This is a genomic window from Bacillus sp. AFS077874 (assembly GCF_002566505.1).
In the GTDB taxonomy this organism is placed as follows: Bacteria; Bacillota; Bacilli; order Bacillales; family Bacillaceae_G; genus Gottfriedia.
Genome location: NZ_NUYF01000007.1, coordinates 110,477 through 128,269 on the forward strand (window position 1 = coordinate 110,477; position 17,793 = coordinate 128,269).

Annotated in this window: 11 protein-coding genes; 6 read left to right on the forward strand and 5 right to left on the reverse strand. The window is 34.2% G+C overall.

All coding sequences use genetic code 11. From position 1 onward, the window contains the following. Window positions 1-597: 597 nt before the first annotated feature. Entirely contained in the window at window positions 598-7,944 is a 7,347-nt protein-coding gene (locus tag COJ46_RS06670; protein WP_097973462.1) for an Ig-like domain-containing protein, read from the reverse strand. Between the two features lie 331 nt (window positions 7,945-8,275). Here COJ46_RS06670 and COJ46_RS06675 point away from each other — a divergent pair, with 331 nt between their 5' ends. The 6 genes from COJ46_RS06675 to COJ46_RS06700 all read left to right on the forward strand — a co-directional run bounded on the left by COJ46_RS06675 (window position 8,276) and on the right by COJ46_RS06700 (window position 14,892). Then, window positions 8,276-9,496, forward strand: coding sequence for a HupE/UreJ family protein (locus COJ46_RS06675; RefSeq protein ID WP_098565783.1), 1,221 nt, complete (start codon window positions 8,276-8,278; stop codon window positions 9,494-9,496). Window positions 9,497-9,514: 18 nt separating this feature from the next. After that, on the forward strand, window positions 9,515-10,549 hold the full coding sequence (locus tag COJ46_RS06680; RefSeq protein ID WP_176527925.1) for a permease: 1,035 nt from the start codon (window positions 9,515-9,517) through the stop codon (window positions 10,547-10,549). A gap of 12 nt (window positions 10,550-10,561) precedes the next feature. Further along, entirely contained in the window at window positions 10,562-11,497 is a 936-nt protein-coding gene (locus COJ46_RS06685; protein WP_098565784.1) for a TIGR03943 family putative permease subunit, read from the forward strand. A 27-nt stretch (window positions 11,498-11,524) separates the two neighbouring features. Then, window positions 11,525-12,376, forward strand: a complete 852-nt coding sequence (locus tag COJ46_RS06690; protein WP_098565785.1) for a hypothetical protein — start codon at window positions 11,525-11,527, stop codon at window positions 12,374-12,376. A gap of 214 nt (window positions 12,377-12,590) precedes the next feature. After that, window positions 12,591-14,231, forward strand: a complete 1,641-nt coding sequence (locus tag COJ46_RS06695; RefSeq protein WP_097973469.1) for a copper resistance protein CopC — start codon at window positions 12,591-12,593, stop codon at window positions 14,229-14,231. Between the two features lie 28 nt (window positions 14,232-14,259). Then, window positions 14,260-14,892 (forward strand): YcnI family copper-binding membrane protein, encoded by a 633-nt coding sequence (locus COJ46_RS06700; protein WP_098565786.1) that lies wholly within the window; start codon window positions 14,260-14,262, stop codon window positions 14,890-14,892. A 145-nt stretch (window positions 14,893-15,037) separates the two neighbouring features. Here the strand turns inward: COJ46_RS06700 and COJ46_RS06705 are convergent, their stop codons facing one another. The 4 genes from COJ46_RS06705 to COJ46_RS06720 all read right to left on the reverse strand — a co-directional run bounded on the left by COJ46_RS06705 (window position 15,038) and on the right by COJ46_RS06720 (window position 17,684). After that, window positions 15,038-15,607, reverse strand: coding sequence for a manganese catalase family protein (locus COJ46_RS06705; protein ID WP_025569244.1), 570 nt, complete (start codon window positions 15,605-15,607; stop codon window positions 15,038-15,040). Between the two features lie 15 nt (window positions 15,608-15,622). Next, a complete protein-coding gene (locus COJ46_RS06710; protein WP_025569246.1) occupies window positions 15,623-15,886 on the reverse strand; it encodes a spore coat protein CotJB in 264 nt (87 codons plus the stop codon). A gap of 2 nt (window positions 15,887-15,888) precedes the next feature. Further along, window positions 15,889-16,131, reverse strand: a complete 243-nt coding sequence (locus COJ46_RS06715) for a spore coat associated protein CotJA (protein ID WP_141437749.1) — start codon at window positions 16,129-16,131, stop codon at window positions 15,889-15,891. 71 nt (window positions 16,132-16,202) lie between these two features. Continuing rightward, the gene (locus tag COJ46_RS06720; RefSeq protein ID WP_097973472.1) at window positions 16,203-17,684 is read right to left on the reverse strand and encodes a flavin monoamine oxidase family protein; all 1,482 of its coding nucleotides are present in this window, start codon (window positions 17,682-17,684) and stop codon (window positions 16,203-16,205) included. Window positions 17,685-17,793 lie beyond the last annotated feature (109 nt).

Below are 17,793 nucleotides of genomic sequence, written 5' to 3' on the forward strand. Positions count from 1 at the left end.
CGTGATTTATAGTTTCATATTATCATATAAACTTTGGAAATACTATTAACAACTTGGTGATTTGTGGAATATGTTACAATTTCTTGTCATAAAAACAATTGGTGAACTTGTCTTGAGTACCCTGTAGATCTCTTTATAGAATAAAGTTCATTTGAAGATGATTAGACTACAAATAAATTCTGAAAATCGCAAATAAAATTGGCAAAACTGCAATTAAATTCCAAAGAATCGCATTAAAATTAAATATTCCCCATACCAGTTAAGGTATTACGAGCTAAAAATGATAAAATGGTAGCCACTTTTAAATGGAAAACTTGCAAATTTGTTCCAACTCTTACTAAATCGAATAAAAGTCTGCTAATTACCCATAAAAAGAACAATCACAACTACAATTGAAAATCTCAGCTAGAATACCTCCCACTAACCGAGGCGCCAATATTATTTTTTGAATTAAAAAGGGGGCCGTCCTTTATGTCAGTAAACCCGACATATGAGACAGCCCCAATCTATTCCAGTACATTATACCGGTGAGTATTATCTTTTTTACCGAAGAAAGTTAACTTTCCCGATTAAAAGTGTAGATATAAAATCCTCTTTTTAAACTTTATTGAATTTGACAACAGTTATAGTAGTCGTAGGACTCACATTTCCACTCTTATCCGTGGATGTTATTGTTAATATCGTTCCAGCTTTTAAGTTAGAATTAATTGTAATCGTAAATTTACCACTACTACTAGCAGTAGTAGTTACTTCCCCAAATTTAGTAGAATCACTCTTAACAACTACTACAGATCCTGGTTCAGCTGTTCCTGTAATAACATCAGCTTTATTCGTTACCGTATTAACAATTGGTGCTGTTGGAGGTGTTTTGTCTATTACTGTTACTTCAACTTTTTCACTACTATTTCCTCCTGAATCAGTAGAAACAATTGTTAATACTGTTCCAGCTAATTGTTTTGCAATTAATACATCAAAACTTCCATTACTATTTGTCTTTGCTGAACCAATCGTTTTATTTCCTACAGAAACGAAAATTGTCGATCCTGCTTCGGCCGTCCCCGTCACATGTGTGTCAGAATCACCTACTACATTAACAACTGGTTTAATAGGAGCTGTTTTATCTACTACAATTACTTCAGTTATTGAACTATTATTACCGGCCTTATCTGTTGAAAAAACTGATAATATTGTTCCCGCACTTTGTTTTGAAGATAATAAAACAGTGAAGTCACCATCTTGATTTGTTACTGCTTGACCTAGAATGACAATCCCTTTTGAAACTGTGATTGTTGTTCCCGGCTCTGCTTTTCCTGTTACATACGTACTATAGTCTTGTACTTCATTTACGACAGGAGCATTCGGAGCTGTTTTATCTACTACAATTACTTCAGTTATTGAACTATTATTACCTGCGTTGTCTGTTGAAACAACTGATAATTTTGTTCCTGCACTTTGTTTTGTATCTAATAAAACGCTGAAGTTACCATCTTGATTTGTTACTGCTTGACCAAGAATTACGATGCCCTTTGAAACTGTGATTGTTGATCCTGGCTCCGCTTTTCCTGTAACATACGTACTATTATCTTGTACTTCATTTACAATAGGTGCGTTTGGCGCAGTCTTATCACTTACAATTACTTCTACTCCGTCACTTTCAATATTTGCTGAGCCAAGTGCTGTTACTATAATTTTCGTACCAGCTGCTTGTTTTGTAATTTTCATTTCAAAGTTTCCAGTATGATCCGTTATTGCATTAGCAATTTCATTACCGTTTACTTTTGCAATTACTTTTGTACCTGCTTCAGATGTACCAGTAATTTTCTCATCTAGGTCAGAAATAGCATTCACTACAGGAGCTTTTGGAACAGCAGTATGAGTTCCAACTAATTCTTTCGTATCCCTTACTCGTATACGATTTCCTTCTGAGAATTTACCTGCTAGACCTGTTGCTTCTAATGTGTCCCCTATATTCAGGTTTGGTACAGGTCCGCTTTGGTTCACAACGTATCCATCTGTAAATACTAATGTTGGTCCTGAACCATCATCAATTATATAAGAGTTCTCGTCATACTTAGAAACAACTTTACCAGTTACTTTAATTAATTGCCCTTGGTTCTCTTCATTAGTTGAATCCTTTGTACTAACAATCTTCGCTTCGATTGGCGTTCCTTTACCTAGTTTTACAACACTCTCTGTAAAACTACCAAACTCTAATTCGAAGTTATTTTCAAATATTTTTATATGACCATATATGCGTACCTTATCGCCAACTTGTAGACTTCCTGCTGGCACATCATTAAAGGCCATTATTCCACCAGTATCATCTTGAATGTAAGCAGCATCAAAGAATGAAGTAGCTGTTACAGTTCCCTCAACAACAGCGTTCGTTCCTTCTGTAAGCTTACGAGCATCACCAATTGACTTTACTTTGGGATCAAGATGAGATAACCAGTTTACAACGTTTACAGCAAACGGGTCATTTCCTTTTGGATTATATGTTTGATCCATTTGTTTATCATTAAAGATATTCATACCTGAAACGAATACTCTACCATTTCCAACTTGTTCAGAAGCAATGACCGGAATGCTAGAGCCACCAGTAACTTGCTCTAATGCTGGACCATTTTTTCCATTCGAAGTCTGAACATTATATTTTACAGTATCTGGTTTGACAGTAGTTGTATCCTGGAATGTAGACTCATTTCCTTGAACTAGAACTGTGACAGTATCGCTATCGGTTAATGGAACTTTATTCCCTGAGCCATCATTTTTAGCAAGACTAGATCCACTATAAAACTCAATCGGTTGAATGAAATCCGTTAACGTTGTTTTTTGATTCGGCGTTGGGTGTAATCTAACCGCATAATTAGCAGTCAGTGGTGTTCCCCAGAAGTTGCCGTCATGTGTTTCATCAAAAATCCCATCATTGTTCACTAAAATGCTTGAACCTACACCTGATAAAATACTATTTATGTTTTGATTTGAAGCACCAAAATTACTCTTTTCTGTCAGTAATAAAGAACCACCATTTTTCACGAAATTATTAATCTCTGAAATTTCACTAGCAGAATATGCTGTTGCTGGGTGTGTAACGACTAATACACTAACATTCTTTAATACTTGTTCTGTAAGCGGTGAAGAATTTTCTGCAACAGTATAACCTTGTTGCTTCATTAAAGTTGTAAATAATTTAAAATTATCTTTATATGTGCCAGTGTCTTGTTTAGAATTCTCATTGTTGTGAGAACCATCAATCATAACCACTTTGTTTAATGGAGCTTTGATTGTAAATGATTGCTCGTATTTATTATTACCGAGATCATGTCCATCAGCTGCTGATAAAACAACAATGATATTATGTGTACCTGGAACTGGATCCGTCCATGTAACGCTAGCACTTGCTGATGAGTTAGATGGAAGCGAATCGATTGAAGCATCCGCAATAAAATGGTTTGCATCAATGCTGTCATAATAGAAGTGAGCAGTTACTTGTTTAACATCTAAAGTTCCTTGGTTACTTATTCCCGCTGTTAAATTAGCTGAAAGTCCACCAATAATCGCTCCATCTTTCGTCGTAACATCACTTACTTTTACTGCTAAGTCTTTCTGTTGTGACCAAATTGGTGCTGAGTAAATTTGATCTCCATCTTTTTGTGTAACTTTTACAACAAACCATTGTTGCCCGCCTACAACTGTAAAGCTTGGCTTCCAATTAAATGAAGTTGAATCATCTGCTGGAACATACTTATCAACCACTGTTCCGTGATTTGTAATTAATTCTACTTTTGCGATTGCATCGTTAGAAGCAGTTTTTATATAACTATAATCTGGATCACTAGCTTGTTCTAAAACAGGATCTTTACCTGAAATATTAAAATCTAATGTATCAGTATCCACTGTGGATCCCATATAAAATCCACTTGCCGATACATCTAATGAAAAGTTAGGATCCTCTGACATATAAACGCGTTTGTTTTTCATTGCATCAAGTAGAGCATCTTGACTTAAATCTTTTGCTACGATTACAGTACGCTTCTTCGTTTGACCCCATGTTGCATCATGATTATCTTCACCATATGTTGGTGCAACATGCCAGCCGATATCAAGGGCACTATAGTATTTATCTTCTGCATTTGCATAAGAATACTTCCCTGATCCATTCCCTACCTCAAGCATTGTGAATAGCTTATCTAAATTTTTGTTATAAGGGATGAAGTTATCAAATGCATTTGCAGACATTTTTGGATGGTTGAATTGCGCTACGATATTGTCATATGTTAATACCCAACCATAATACTTTTGTAAATTTTGGTAAGCACCACCATCTACAACGCGATCAATGAAATTTTCAGTTCCGAATACATTTGAGTGACCCCATGTAGTTGATGTCATTTCAAACGCAGGGAAAACTACAAATTGACCATCTTTTGTATATTGTTTTGCTAAATCTTTTGTTAATTGCCAATCAGTCCCACCTGATCTCTCTTTAAAACCTTTATGATCAACAGTATCTTTATTAACAAGATCTGCATCGATATCGTGAGAGTGATCCGAGAAGGCAAAGAAATCATAATGATACTTTTCAGCAGCTTTTAATGCTTCTTCAGGACTACCTGCAGCATCATGTGAAATATTCGTATGGTTATGTGTTGTTCCACGGTAATGATTTCCACCAGTAAATCTTTCTGTAACCGTGAATTTCCATGTAAAGGTTGAAGGATTATTTAATTTATCCTTTGCAGAAACCGTTATTGTATGGTCACCTTCAGTTAATTCATTTGCAGTTGTAAGATTTACTTTAATTTCCGTGTCATTAATTGTTGCGATCGAAGTTTTATCTTGACCATCAATTGAAATAGTTGCTGATGATAGATTGATTCCACTTGGATCATCCATTTTTACAACGATTTCAGGATGTCTTGAATCAGTTTTATCACCATTTGCAGGTAACTCATTATAAAATTTAGGACCATCTTGATCGTCTACTACATTCACCTCTAAAGGCTTTGAAGAACTACCTACAGCTTGTTTGCCTTCTGCATTTTCCGCTTCGATATAATAGTAGAATTTTACTTTCGGAACATCTGCTTCTAAAATTTTCCCATTGTAATTAATATGGTCTGCAGTGTCCATAATCACTGAACGATAAGTAGTGTCACTTTCTCCTTTATAATAAAGCGTAACTGAATCTGCATTCTTAGCAACGGCATTAAAAGCAGCATCCATTCCCGTATAAGCTTTTGTAATTGGAGTATGATTTAAAACTAATTGACCTTTTACATCACTTGCGTTTCTCGGTAAAAGTAGATATCCACTCGTAAAAGGTGCAGCTTTTTTATATTGGTTGACAATACCTGTAAAAGTATAAGTCTGACCTTGTTCAATATTACCTAGAGATCCTTGAATACGGACGATTGCTAACTTTTCACCAGATTCGTCACTAACTGTAATATCATATTTTGGACCTTCTGTAGGAACATTTGTTACTTTTCCAGTAAATGAAACTAGTTTACCTTCAGTTGCCTCATTTAGCTCACCGATCGTAATATTTGTAGCTGCCGGTAAATGATCATTTCCAACAAAGCGAATCGCCGTTGGAATAAATTGAGTCATCCCCGCTGTAAAAACTACTCGTCCATCAATGCTATATTTATTTCCTGCTTGAATCGTAGTAGCAGGATTCATATGATTGATAACATTAATTGCACCTGCCTGATCTTGAATAAAGAAATTTGTACTTACATCGCCATTAGGCTGATTATCTGTAGTTGCTACTCCTTCAATTGTAGTGGAGTAACCATTGTTGATTGGAAATCCTGTTTCATCATTTTTTCTTAATTCACTAATTGAAGTAACTGATTGATCCTTACCAGCAACATCTACTCTCGCGTAGTAACTTTCCTTTGGAGTAGGTTGCGAAGAATCAGTTTCTGTTAAGTAGATAGATGTCTGATCACTAGAATCTGAAAAACTTAATGTAAAAGAACCGTCAGCTTCTGCAGTTACTTGTTGCCCGTTAGTTAATTTACCTTCACTCTCAAAATAGGCTTTTACAGTAGATGAAGCAGGTACTGAACCAGCTTGCCCTGTAACGGTAGATGTACCATTAGATTTTGTATAAGTTATTTTAGAGCCATCTGGAGAAAGCATAAATTTTGAGTTATGTACGACCATTTCATCAGAATAGTTCGCACTTGATGGTTTATTCAGGACGAAATCTTTTGAAGGATCTTTTGTAAACCAGCCATTTCCTAGTCCATATGCTGAACGTGGGTCTGTGCCGATATTTGTTTTACGTTGAATTGTCCCTCCACCAATTGTAGAATCTGAGATTGGACTTCCCCAATATAAAGGGTTTTTATAAACGGCTGTACCATTTGTATACGCAAGTAAATCAATTGCGTCTGGATCATCTACTCCTGTAACAGCAGTCGTTTTCTTCGCAAGTACTAATGCGCCACCAGTTGAACCACTTGGGTTTAAAGTAATCGTACTATCTGGAATCACAGGAAGTGCTTGTCCTGTCGTACCCGTACTACCTGCTACTAAGAAGTAACTATGCGCTTTAATAATGCCTGATAAAGCTTGCCCTGCTCCAAAGTTCATTGTTGATGCTGAAGTATAAGCAATAGACCAGCCTGTTAAATTAATGTCTTTATCTGTATTATTATAAAGTTCAAAAAACTTAGTTTTGTAGAATGCTCCCCCATTACCACCATTTACATAGATTTGGCTAAATACTACGTCACCTGGTGAATTTACTTTTGGGTTCTCAGTTGGACCAGTATAGTTTACAGCAGTTCGATCACTAGGAGTCTTTTCTGCTTCTTGAGCAACTAAATTAACCACTGATTTCGACCCGGGATTTGCAAACGTTACGTTAAATGAACCATCTGCTGCAGCTGTTGTAGTTGCTACGATTGTATTATCATCGAAATATAGATTTACGATTGCATTACCAGTAACTGCTCCTGCAGTACCTGATACATTTGTATACGAATTAAAAGTAATTTTTGTAGCTATTGGAGCGGCTGTTTTCTGAACGACAGAACCTGAGAAATTTACTGAAACTTTATCACTTTCAGCTTTTCCATTTTCTTGTGCAGTAACATATACAACCGATTGTGAATTGGTAACTGTAGCGGTAAATACACCATCCGCTGAAGCCGTAGTCGTACCAGCTAGTTTATTATCGCTATTGTAAACCCTTACAATTGAATTACTTGCGACTGCTCCAGCATTTCCAGTTACTGTTGAATTTGTAGAATAATTGATTTTTGTTGCGTCTGGTGTAGCGGTTTTTTCTAAAACTGGAGATCCATTTGCCTCACCATTAATAATAATATCAGCAATACGACTTGTACCAGTTGTCGTACTAAAATTAGTACCGTCATTTTTTGCAGCTAGTGGTGAATTGACAATCCATCTTAAATAAACTAAATTTTTGTCATTTACCTCACTTGGCAACGCTACATTATTTAATTGTCCCCCACTTGACCATGTAGCACTTCCCGTAGAAACAGAACCACCAGGTACATCAACCCATGAATTTTCATCCAAACTATATTGAAGTTTGAAATCTTTTGGCCCCGTTGAAGAACTATATTGTTTAGATGAAAGAGTTATATTTTCATAGTTTTTTGTTGATAACGAAACTTCCCAATAAGAACTATTATTTGACCATGTATTTGCGTTAATAACTGTATTCCCAGAAGGGCCAGCATTATAACCAGTAACCTTAGAACCAGTTGTTGTTATATTACTATTCATATTTTCTGGTATTCCAGCAGATGGTGTTGTTACTTGTCCATTACTAAAATCCCATTTTGCTAAGGTCGTTGAAGTGGCTGCTTTAGCCATTTGTGGACTAATTGTTGATAATAGCAATAGTATCGTTGCAAAAAGACCAAAATATCTTTTGTACTTATGCATTATTTTGTGCATGAAAATTTCCCCACTTTAATTTATTATTTCTAATTAACCAAAACCTTTTTTCAAAAACACAAGACTATTTTACCATTGAGTTATTTCTAAATAACCAAAACCTTTTCTCGAAAAAATAGGACTATTTTACTATCGGGAAATAATTACAAAAATGTTCTCCTCTCCTCACATGAATTTAGTTAACGCCAGTTAACTATATAATGTATATCATAGAAAATTCTACAATACTAGTCTAAATTTACGAACTCTTTACAATTTAAAAACAATTCTGTAACATCTACTTTGTACGATAACTATGTCTTTCTTACTTTTTATTTCCCGGAGGAAACAAATGAATAATAGTATTTTTTACTTACCAAAAAATAGATTCAGTCGTGCTTTTCCCCTAGTTTTCTGCTTGATCATTTTTTTTAGCACATCTTTTCGAACTGCAGAAGCTCATTCATTAAGTGCTAGTTACACTACACTAAATCTCTTAAAATCAAAAACTACAATGAACTTTGCCTTAGATGAAGTTTCTGTCATGGAATTAACAGGCGGGGATGTTAATAAAAACGGAATGTTAGACCCAGATGAATTTGAGGCAATAAAGAAGAAAATAGAATCCACGATCCAGAGTAATCTTATTCTGAAAATGAATGGAGAAAAACAAAATTGGACAAAGATAAATAAATTGGAGCTTACCCGCAAAGGTGATGCTACCCAGCTCATCCTTGAGGTTGATTACCCTGCAATTCAACCTTCTCAATCTATTAGTCTTGTTGATCATTTGTATGAAAAAGATACAAGTACAAGTACAACCTATGTTGATTTGTTGAAAGTGAACTACGGACATGATAGTAGTACTGCCGCTCTTTCAGATCAAGGCCGTTCGTGGTCTATGATTCTTAGTGACAGTGCTTATGAGGGATTAAGCAATAATCAAGACACAATCCAACCTGCAAAACAACAGCAACAGGCCGTAATAAAAAAAGAATCCCATTCGGACTCTACTACAAATACATCATCTAAAGGATGGGTTACGTTTTTAAAGCTTGGTATGAACCATATACTTACCGGTTATGATCATTTGCTATTTTTACTTTCACTACTGATTGCAAGACAAAGCTTTAAGCAGTTTGCTAAAGTAATTACTGCTTTTACAGTTGCACATAGTTTGACTTTGACACTAACTGTTTTAGGATTCATTTCAATTCCTTCTTATATCGTCGAACCTGCAATAGCAATTAGTATATGTTATGTAGCGATTGAAAATATCTTCCGTAAAAACATAGGTCATCGTTGGGTATTAACTTTTATTTTTGGGTTAATTCATGGAATGGGCTTTGCAGATTTATTAACAGCAATGCATCTTTCAAAAAGTGAATTAGCAGCAGACCTAGTTAGCTTTAACCTTGGAATTGAAGTCGTTCAGCTGTCAATTGTACTGTTATTACTACCGCTATTAACACAATTACATCGCTCGAAGTATTCGAGGAATGCAATTATTTCTACCTCTACGATTGCCTTTATATTAGGTGGAATTTGGTTATTTGAACGTATCATATCTTAAACAGAAAGAGTGAACCCTTTGCGAAGTATTGCTACCGAGAAAAGATCGCCAGTCAATTCAAATCGACATTTTCTAATCATTATTTGCTTACTATTTGTATTTTTATTATATGTTTCATCTACAACAGGACTAAGTTCAGCTTTTTCGATTGCTAAACTACAAGTCTTTAAAATGATCTTTATTAGTATTATTATCGAAGCTTTACCTTTTATTTTAATCGGTGTATTCGTTTCAGCGATCCTTCAGGTGTTCGTTACAGATCAAATGGTCAGCCGGTTTATACCAAAAAATCCTTTATTAGGTATAATCGCAGCAAGTGTTTTAGGCATCATCTTTCCGATTTGTGAGTGTGGAATGGTACCTGCTATTCGTAAACTGATAAAAAAAGGAATGCCATTATATGTCGCTGTCACATTTATATTAGTTGGACCGATTTTAAATCCAATTGTCTTTTTATCAACAATAACAGCTTTCCGTAATCAACCAACTGTTGCATATTATCGTATGGTACTTGCTTTTGTAGTGGCACTAATCGTGGGATTGATTGTTTTTCAATTTGTTAAGTCAAACCAATTACGAGAACAAGCCGTTCAAATAAATGAAGATCATCATCATCATCACGATCATAAACACAATACTGCATCTCATAATAAGTTCATTGAGATCGTAGGCCATGCAGTAAATGAATTTTTTGATATGGGGAAATACTTAGTTTTCGGTTCGATCATTGTTGCACTACTTCAAATTATCATTTCTCAAAGTAGTTTAATAGAATTAGGAAAAAGTGGTCCATCGGCAAACATCCTTATGATGGGATTAGGCTTTATTTTATCTCTTTGTTCAACATCAGACGCCTTTGTCGCTCAATCACTTCAAACGATTTTTACAAAAAGCTCTTTAATAGGATTTATGGTTTTCGGACCAATGATCAATATTAAAGGGATCTTGATGATGCTTGCTGTTTTCCGATCTCGTTTTGTTTTATTACTTAGTACACTAGTTTTCATATTTGTTTTCATTGGAACGCTTGTTTTACAGTCTATTAATTTATAAAGGCAGTGATCTATGTTGAAAAATAAAATCAACTCCACTTCGATTCATCATTTTATAAAAGCGATTATTCTCTTAGGACTTGCTATTTATATTTTTCAATTGATACTTACAGACGAGATCCTGCAATTTATCGTGCCAGAGCTTGTCATTTATGTAAAAATTGCAACTGTTATTCTGTTAAGTGTCGCAATCGTTCAAATCTATATAGCCGCTCTTTCATTAAAAAAACAGATCATCATTTGTGATTGTGGTCATGATTATAGTCACGACCAAGTTTTTAGTCATGAGCATCATCATCTTTTAAAAAAATCAGTCGTAAAAGATGCTTTTATTTACAGCTTATTTTTATTTCCTCTATTGCTTGGATATATTTTGCCAAACCATGCGAGTTCTAGTTCTCTTGCTAATAATAAAGAAATGAATTTTAAAGGACTAGCTGTTCAAGCTTCTTCGAATGGACAGGCTGTTGAAGTGGAAGGTCACGAGGACCCTGCTTTAAAAAAAATGTTCAAAACAAATGTGTATGATCAAGATTACGCTAAACTTGGAATGCTACTGTACAAACAGAGCACAATCGAGATGAAGGACAAGTGGTTTATTGAAAAGCTCCAATCAATGAATACATTTGTCGACAATTTCCAAAATAAACAAATTAAAATTAAGGGGTTTATCTATAGAGACCCTAAATTATCAGGTAATCAATTTATTATTGCACGAATGGGTATGACTCATTGTATCGCCGATATTTCACCATTTGGAATTATTGCAGAATCAACCAATTCACAGCAATTTACGAATGATTCTTGGGTAACAATTACAGGTACAATCGGAAAAACAAGCTTTAATGGTCAAACAGTCATTAAAATAAACGTTCAACAATCAGAGCCAGCTAAATCTCCAAGTGTTCAATACGTGTATCCAGATTGGCACTTTGGATCAAAGCTGTAGCTTTAAAACGAATTTAGAGGTGCTTATATGGTATTAAAGTATGGAAGTCTATTCTTAGTACTCCTTCTTACGTGTTATAGCTTTAATCATTTTTATCGAAATAGAGAGAGATTTCCTATTACTTTAAAATCAATGATTTCTTTATTGGTCGGTGTATCCTCAGCTACAATTAGTTTCTTAATCATGTTAACTACAAATTATAATGTACTATTATCGATCATTTTCAATCTATTACTAGTCATATTATTTTTGGTTTTATCGAAGAAACTATTTAATAATGGCATTACTGGAATGTTAGCGTCCTTGCTCGGTGCATTTGTAGGGACTGTCATCGGATATATGACATTCATTTCAAGCATAAGCGTCGTTATTGTGGATATTCTGTTTATAGTTTTCATTTATCTATTATTATTTTTCGTTGATCGAAAGCTAGTTTCAAATTCAAATCAAAAAAATAAGAATAAGAGAAATCATGCCAAAACATCAAACAGTACTGTCATATTAACTTCAATCCTAGTTATATTCGTCATCATATTTACCGTTAATATGGATAAAGTAAACGTTGGTGTCATTGGGCAACCACAAAAGCAAGCTGCAAAACAAGACGATCAAAATGACCTTCAATACGCAACAATACACGTAACACCATCAGGTTTAAGTCCGAGAAATACAATATTCAAACCTGCGACAATGACTAAAATAATTGTTGATGTTGATCCAGATGCCGGGGGCAATGCAAGATTGGCCTCTACTGACTTAGGTATTAACATTCCATTGAAAACTGGAAAAAATATTCTCTTATTAAATAATCCATTAAAAGGAGAATATACCATATCTTTAGAGCCATCTAAATCTGTTGGTAAGTTGGTTGTTAAATAAATAATGAATGAAGAAAAGTCCACAAGTAATTGGTTTTACTTGTGGATTATTTTTTTGTATAAAGATTAATACACCGTTGAATAATCTTACTATCTAATCCCTGTTCTAATAAAATTTTAAAGTTTATCACATTTCTATCACAATTTTACTTTAAAATTTAGAAGTTGTTTTATTTTTTAATTCACTCTAATAGATATGAGGTGGCATAAAAAAAATGAAAATCCGAGTTATAGGGTTTTCTTTCTTACTATTATTGATTGCTGCTACTTTATTTCCGTCCTTAGCTTCAGCACATGCCTATATCATCAAATCTACACCTAAAGAGAATGAAGTTTTTATAAAATCTCCTCAACGTATTCAAATACAATTTGATGAATCAGTACAGTCTGCATTTCATTCTTTACAAGTTTTAGATGAGGTAGGGAATCGAGTTGATTTGCGAAATGGCAATATAAATAAGCAAAATCATTCAATTTTAGAAGGAAGCTTAAAACCTAATTTACCAGATGGAAATTATCATATTGTTTGGAAGGTAATTTCTAGTGATGGCCATTCAGTAAATGGTGTAATTCCATTCAGAGTAGGAAAAGTTGATGGTTCATCAACAATCTTGAATAAACCGAACCAATCCTTACCCAATACAGACTTAATGGGAACCTACTTGATTGAATACATGAGTTTACTTTTATTTGTAGGACTTTTATTTTTTAGTTTATTCATTTACAAAAACGACCAGAAAAATAGAACTAATACCTTTAAAAATACTAAAGTTTTACTGTTAATCTTCTATTTTGGAATTTTATTTAGTGTTCTTTTAAGCCTTTTAGTTGAAACAAAAAACTATACTAATGGTTCATGGCCAAGTATTTTTCACAAGGATTTGCTATTGGAAACAATAAACAGTACTAAATTCGGAAGTGTATGGGTAATCCAAATTCTTCTACTTATTGTTCTAGCTAATTCACTGTATATGGCTTGGAGAAGTGAACAAAAAAGTTCTTTCTATTGGTGGTTAAGTGCTTTATTAATTGGCATTTTCTTACTAATCTCAAAAGCTTTTATTGGGCATGCTTCTATGCAAAATGAATTTTTACCAGTTTTCTTTGATTTTATTCATTTACTTTCTGTTTCAATTTGGCTAGGAGGATTAATAGGCATAAGCTATATACTTCCTAAAACGCATAAGAAACATGACGCAAATGACGTTTACTGGAAAACGATCCAACGATATTCTAGTTGGGCAACATTATCGGTCGTTTTACTAATGGCAACTGGTATTTACGCAAGCTTAAAGTATATACCTAACTTTTATTCTTTATTACATACAACCTATGGCAAGGTTTTATGCGGAAAAGTGATCTTATTTCTAATCATGCTACTTTTAGGATTGATTCATTTTATCAAAGGTAAACGCAGAAAAAATAAATTAGGAAAATCTGTTTGGTTTGAAATAAGTATCGGAGTAATCGTTCTAATCCTATCATCCTTATTAACAAACCTACCAACTGCAATGGAATCACCTGGTCCTTTTAGTAACACAAAGCTAAATAAAGGTTATTCAGTTACATTACACGCGACTCCGAACATAGTCGGAAAAAACAAATTTAAAATTAATATACGAGATAAAAATAATAAGCCTGTATCCACTATTCAACAAGTTACGCTTACCTTTAAAAATACTGACATGAATATGGGAAATAACACTACTCAAGTTAAGAAAAATTCGGCAGGTGTTTATGAAACACAAGGATTTTATACAGATATGGCAGGACATTGGAATGTAAAAGTCCACATTTTAACGAACTCTCTCGATTCTGTAGATGTAGATTTTAAATATATAGTAGGTAGTAAATGATTATTACATTAAAAGGAGACTAACAAAAATGAAAAAATTTATTTTAAAAACGTCTAAAATTATCGCTTCAGCATTCGCGATGACAATGATCTATACTGGGATTGCCAGCGCGCATGTTGTAGTTAACCCTAAAATTTCAACCCCTGGTGCTTGGGAAACATACACAATGAAAGTACCATCTGAAAAAGAAATTGCTACAACAAAAGTTACACTTAAAATACCATCAAAATTTGAATTTGTTTCATATCAGCCTGTCTTAGGATGGAAATTTAGCGAAACAAAAGCTGCAAACGGAGTTGTTACATCTGTTACTTGGAGTGCAGAAAATGATGGTATTCAAGCGGGACAATTTCAACAATTCGTATTTATGGCCAAAAATCCAGACGCTGAAGTAAATGGAGCTTGGGATGCATATCAATATTATAAAGATGGAAGTATCGTTGAGTGGACTGGTGACGAAAAATCAGAAGCACCACACTCGATTACGAATATCGTAAAAGACACAACAGTAAAAGGTGAAAATGTTAAAGCGACGGAAAATACAACTGTTAAGAAGGATACAGAGAAATCAGGTTCAAGTAATACTTCTTTGGTTATGTCGATTGTGGCGGCTGTTCTTTCGGTGATTGCTTTATTGGTTGCGATTCTTAGGAAGAAATAGGATTAAGTTATATAGATAAAAACATAAAAGAGAACTAAGTTCAGACTTAGTTCTCTTTTTATCATTCAAACATTCATTATAAATAATAAAAACCTGCTCCCAATCTACCAGGAACAGGTTTGAAAAAATTTATTGTACAGGATATTTAAAAAATCTTCCGCTGTTGTCGATCATCTTTTAGAATTTCCACAGCTTCTCTAAATCTCTGTGAATGTACAATCTCACGCTCTCTTAAAAATCTTAAACTATCATTTAAATCAGGGTCATCAGAAAGATCAATGATCCATTGATAAGTTGCCCTCGCCTTTTCTTCAGCTGCAATATCTTCATATAAATCCGCAATTGGATCACCTTTTGCTTGAATATAAGCAGTAGTGAACGGTACACCATCTGAATTATGGTAGAACAATGCACTATCATGAGATGCATAATGTGTATCTAGTCCGGCAGCTTTCATCTGGTCTGGTGTTGCGTCTTTTGTTAACTTATAAATCATCGTAGCAATCATTTCTAAATGAGCAAATTCCTCTGTTCCGATATCTGTTAAAAGTCCAATAACTTTATCTGGAATAGAATATCGTTGGTTTAAATATCTTAAGGCAGCAGCTAACTCTCCGTCTGCTCCACCATATTGTTCAACTAAAAATTTGGCAAGCATAGGATTACAGGTACTTACTTTAACTGGATATTGTAATTTTTTTTGATAAACCCACATGAATATTCCCTCCTTCTAAACCTGCCATGGCCATGGGCCTTTATGCCAGTTCCAGTTTTGATCTGAATAACTGCCACCGAATTGATATAATGGTCCATATTTTGATTCGAAATTAGCTTCGATTTGTTTTTTATATTGGACGTATTGATTAAATTGATTAATTGCATTTTGATCGCCTGGATGAGTATCTAAATATAAAGTTAGTTCTACAAGTACGAAATCAACAGCTTGCAGTTCCTCTAAATCCTGATAATACTCTGGAGGAAGTTGTTCAGTCATTTTTAATCCCTCCTTGCTTTATATGGATTGTCGTAAAAGTCATAAAACACTTTCCATAACGTACCTTTTTTCAATGCCTCTTTGTATGAAAATTGCTCTAGTCCTGGTGGCTGAAATCCTAAATATAAGTGTGGAGGTGTAGAATAAAATTTTGTACCAATTGGTGGGCAAGGGTCATTTGGGCCATGAAAAACATTCCAAGATTTCACAGGGGTAAATTGAAGTCCTTGGTTATTTTCGTTCAAACTAATCACTCCCTCGAATAAAAAAACATCCTCTATTTTCACTATATTCGAAAGAAAAATAAAAATGAATTTTATCGTTCATGGAAGGTCCGGTTATTGACTTCAAATGCCGAGCGTATTCCTGATTCAACTGCACCTTCAATCCATGCAGGGGCAGATGATGTATGTTCACCAGCAAAATGTACTCTCCCCTCAGGTGTAGAGATATATGGCGTCAGCTCTCTATTTTGTTCAGGCTTAAACATTGAAAACGCTCCTCCTGAGTATGGATAAAGAGCCCAGCTATGTGTGTAACCTGTAATAAATTCTGTATATACTTGTTTACCATGTATGGTAGCCAAATCTTTTAATGCATTCATAATGCGATCATTTTCTGACATACTATCCCAAATCAATGCATCGTCTTCCCATGTGTAACTGGCTAAAATGATTCCTGACCCGTTTTTCCCATTATGATTGCTTGGGTAGTAAGCAAAGCGAATAGGTAAATCTGTAATTAATTTCCCACCTAATGTCCCATCCTTTTCCCAAAATCTACTTTTAAATTGAAGTCCAATTTTTGTAGAAGGAACATAGTGTAATTCTCGAATTGCTTTCCATTTATCATAAGAAAATGAGTTTCTTGGGATGACTTCAATGAAATTTAATAATGAAAAGGGGATGGTAATAATGGCATAGTCAGCAGTAGTTTGATAAGGCAGATGGCTTGTATAATGATCTGAATGAATTGTTACTTGATTATTTTCTTGCACTATTTTTTTCATTTTTTGACCAAAGTATATATTCTCCTTTAATTGTGTTAAAAACTTTCTAGGTAGTAGATCATTCCCCCCGGTAATCTCGTATAGCTTAATTTCCTTTGAAAGTAATACAATGAACTCTCTTAAAATAGCAGTAAAGGCAAGCTCAGGAAATCCTTCCATCCCTTGAAGTACTTTCACTTTTTCTGCAGCACCAGGTGACAATGGTGTTCCGATTGGATTATATCTTAAAAATGAATCCATCGAATGATTATCATAATTTTCAATAATAGTTTTCCAGTTCTCATCAGGATTTTGATTAATAAAGTCAATTAAAGTTTTTAACGATCTTTCAATTAACTGATCAACATTTACTCCTTTTTCATCGGCCGATACACGATAGCCTAAAATATCTGGATTTTGTTCGTATAACTTTTGCGTTGTTTTTACGCCATTTACATAGATAATATCCTCTGATTTCCCATTTATAAAGTCATTCACTTTTAATTTAAATTTATTAATATATTCAAGTACAAGCTTGTGATTAGAAGCAATACGCATCGCACCTAACTCCATATATTGGTCATTTATAAAAGGTGCTCTTTTCGTATAAATCCGACCACCTACTCGACCATTTGCTTCCAAAATCGTCACTTCATGTCCTGCTTCTTTTAATAAAGAACCTGCTACTAACCCCGAAATTCCCGCTCCTACTATAACAATCTTTTTCGGATTATTTGTCCGCTCTAGTCCATTTTGTATTAATGTAACCATTTCATCCTTCGATAAACGCCTACCAGATGTACTATTCATGTTCCCTCTCCTAAAAAATTATTTTAGTTCATAAGATTTTTATTCAGTGAAATATTTCATTAGAATAACAAATTGGTTTATGCATTAATTTTTTAGGTAATTTTTGGAA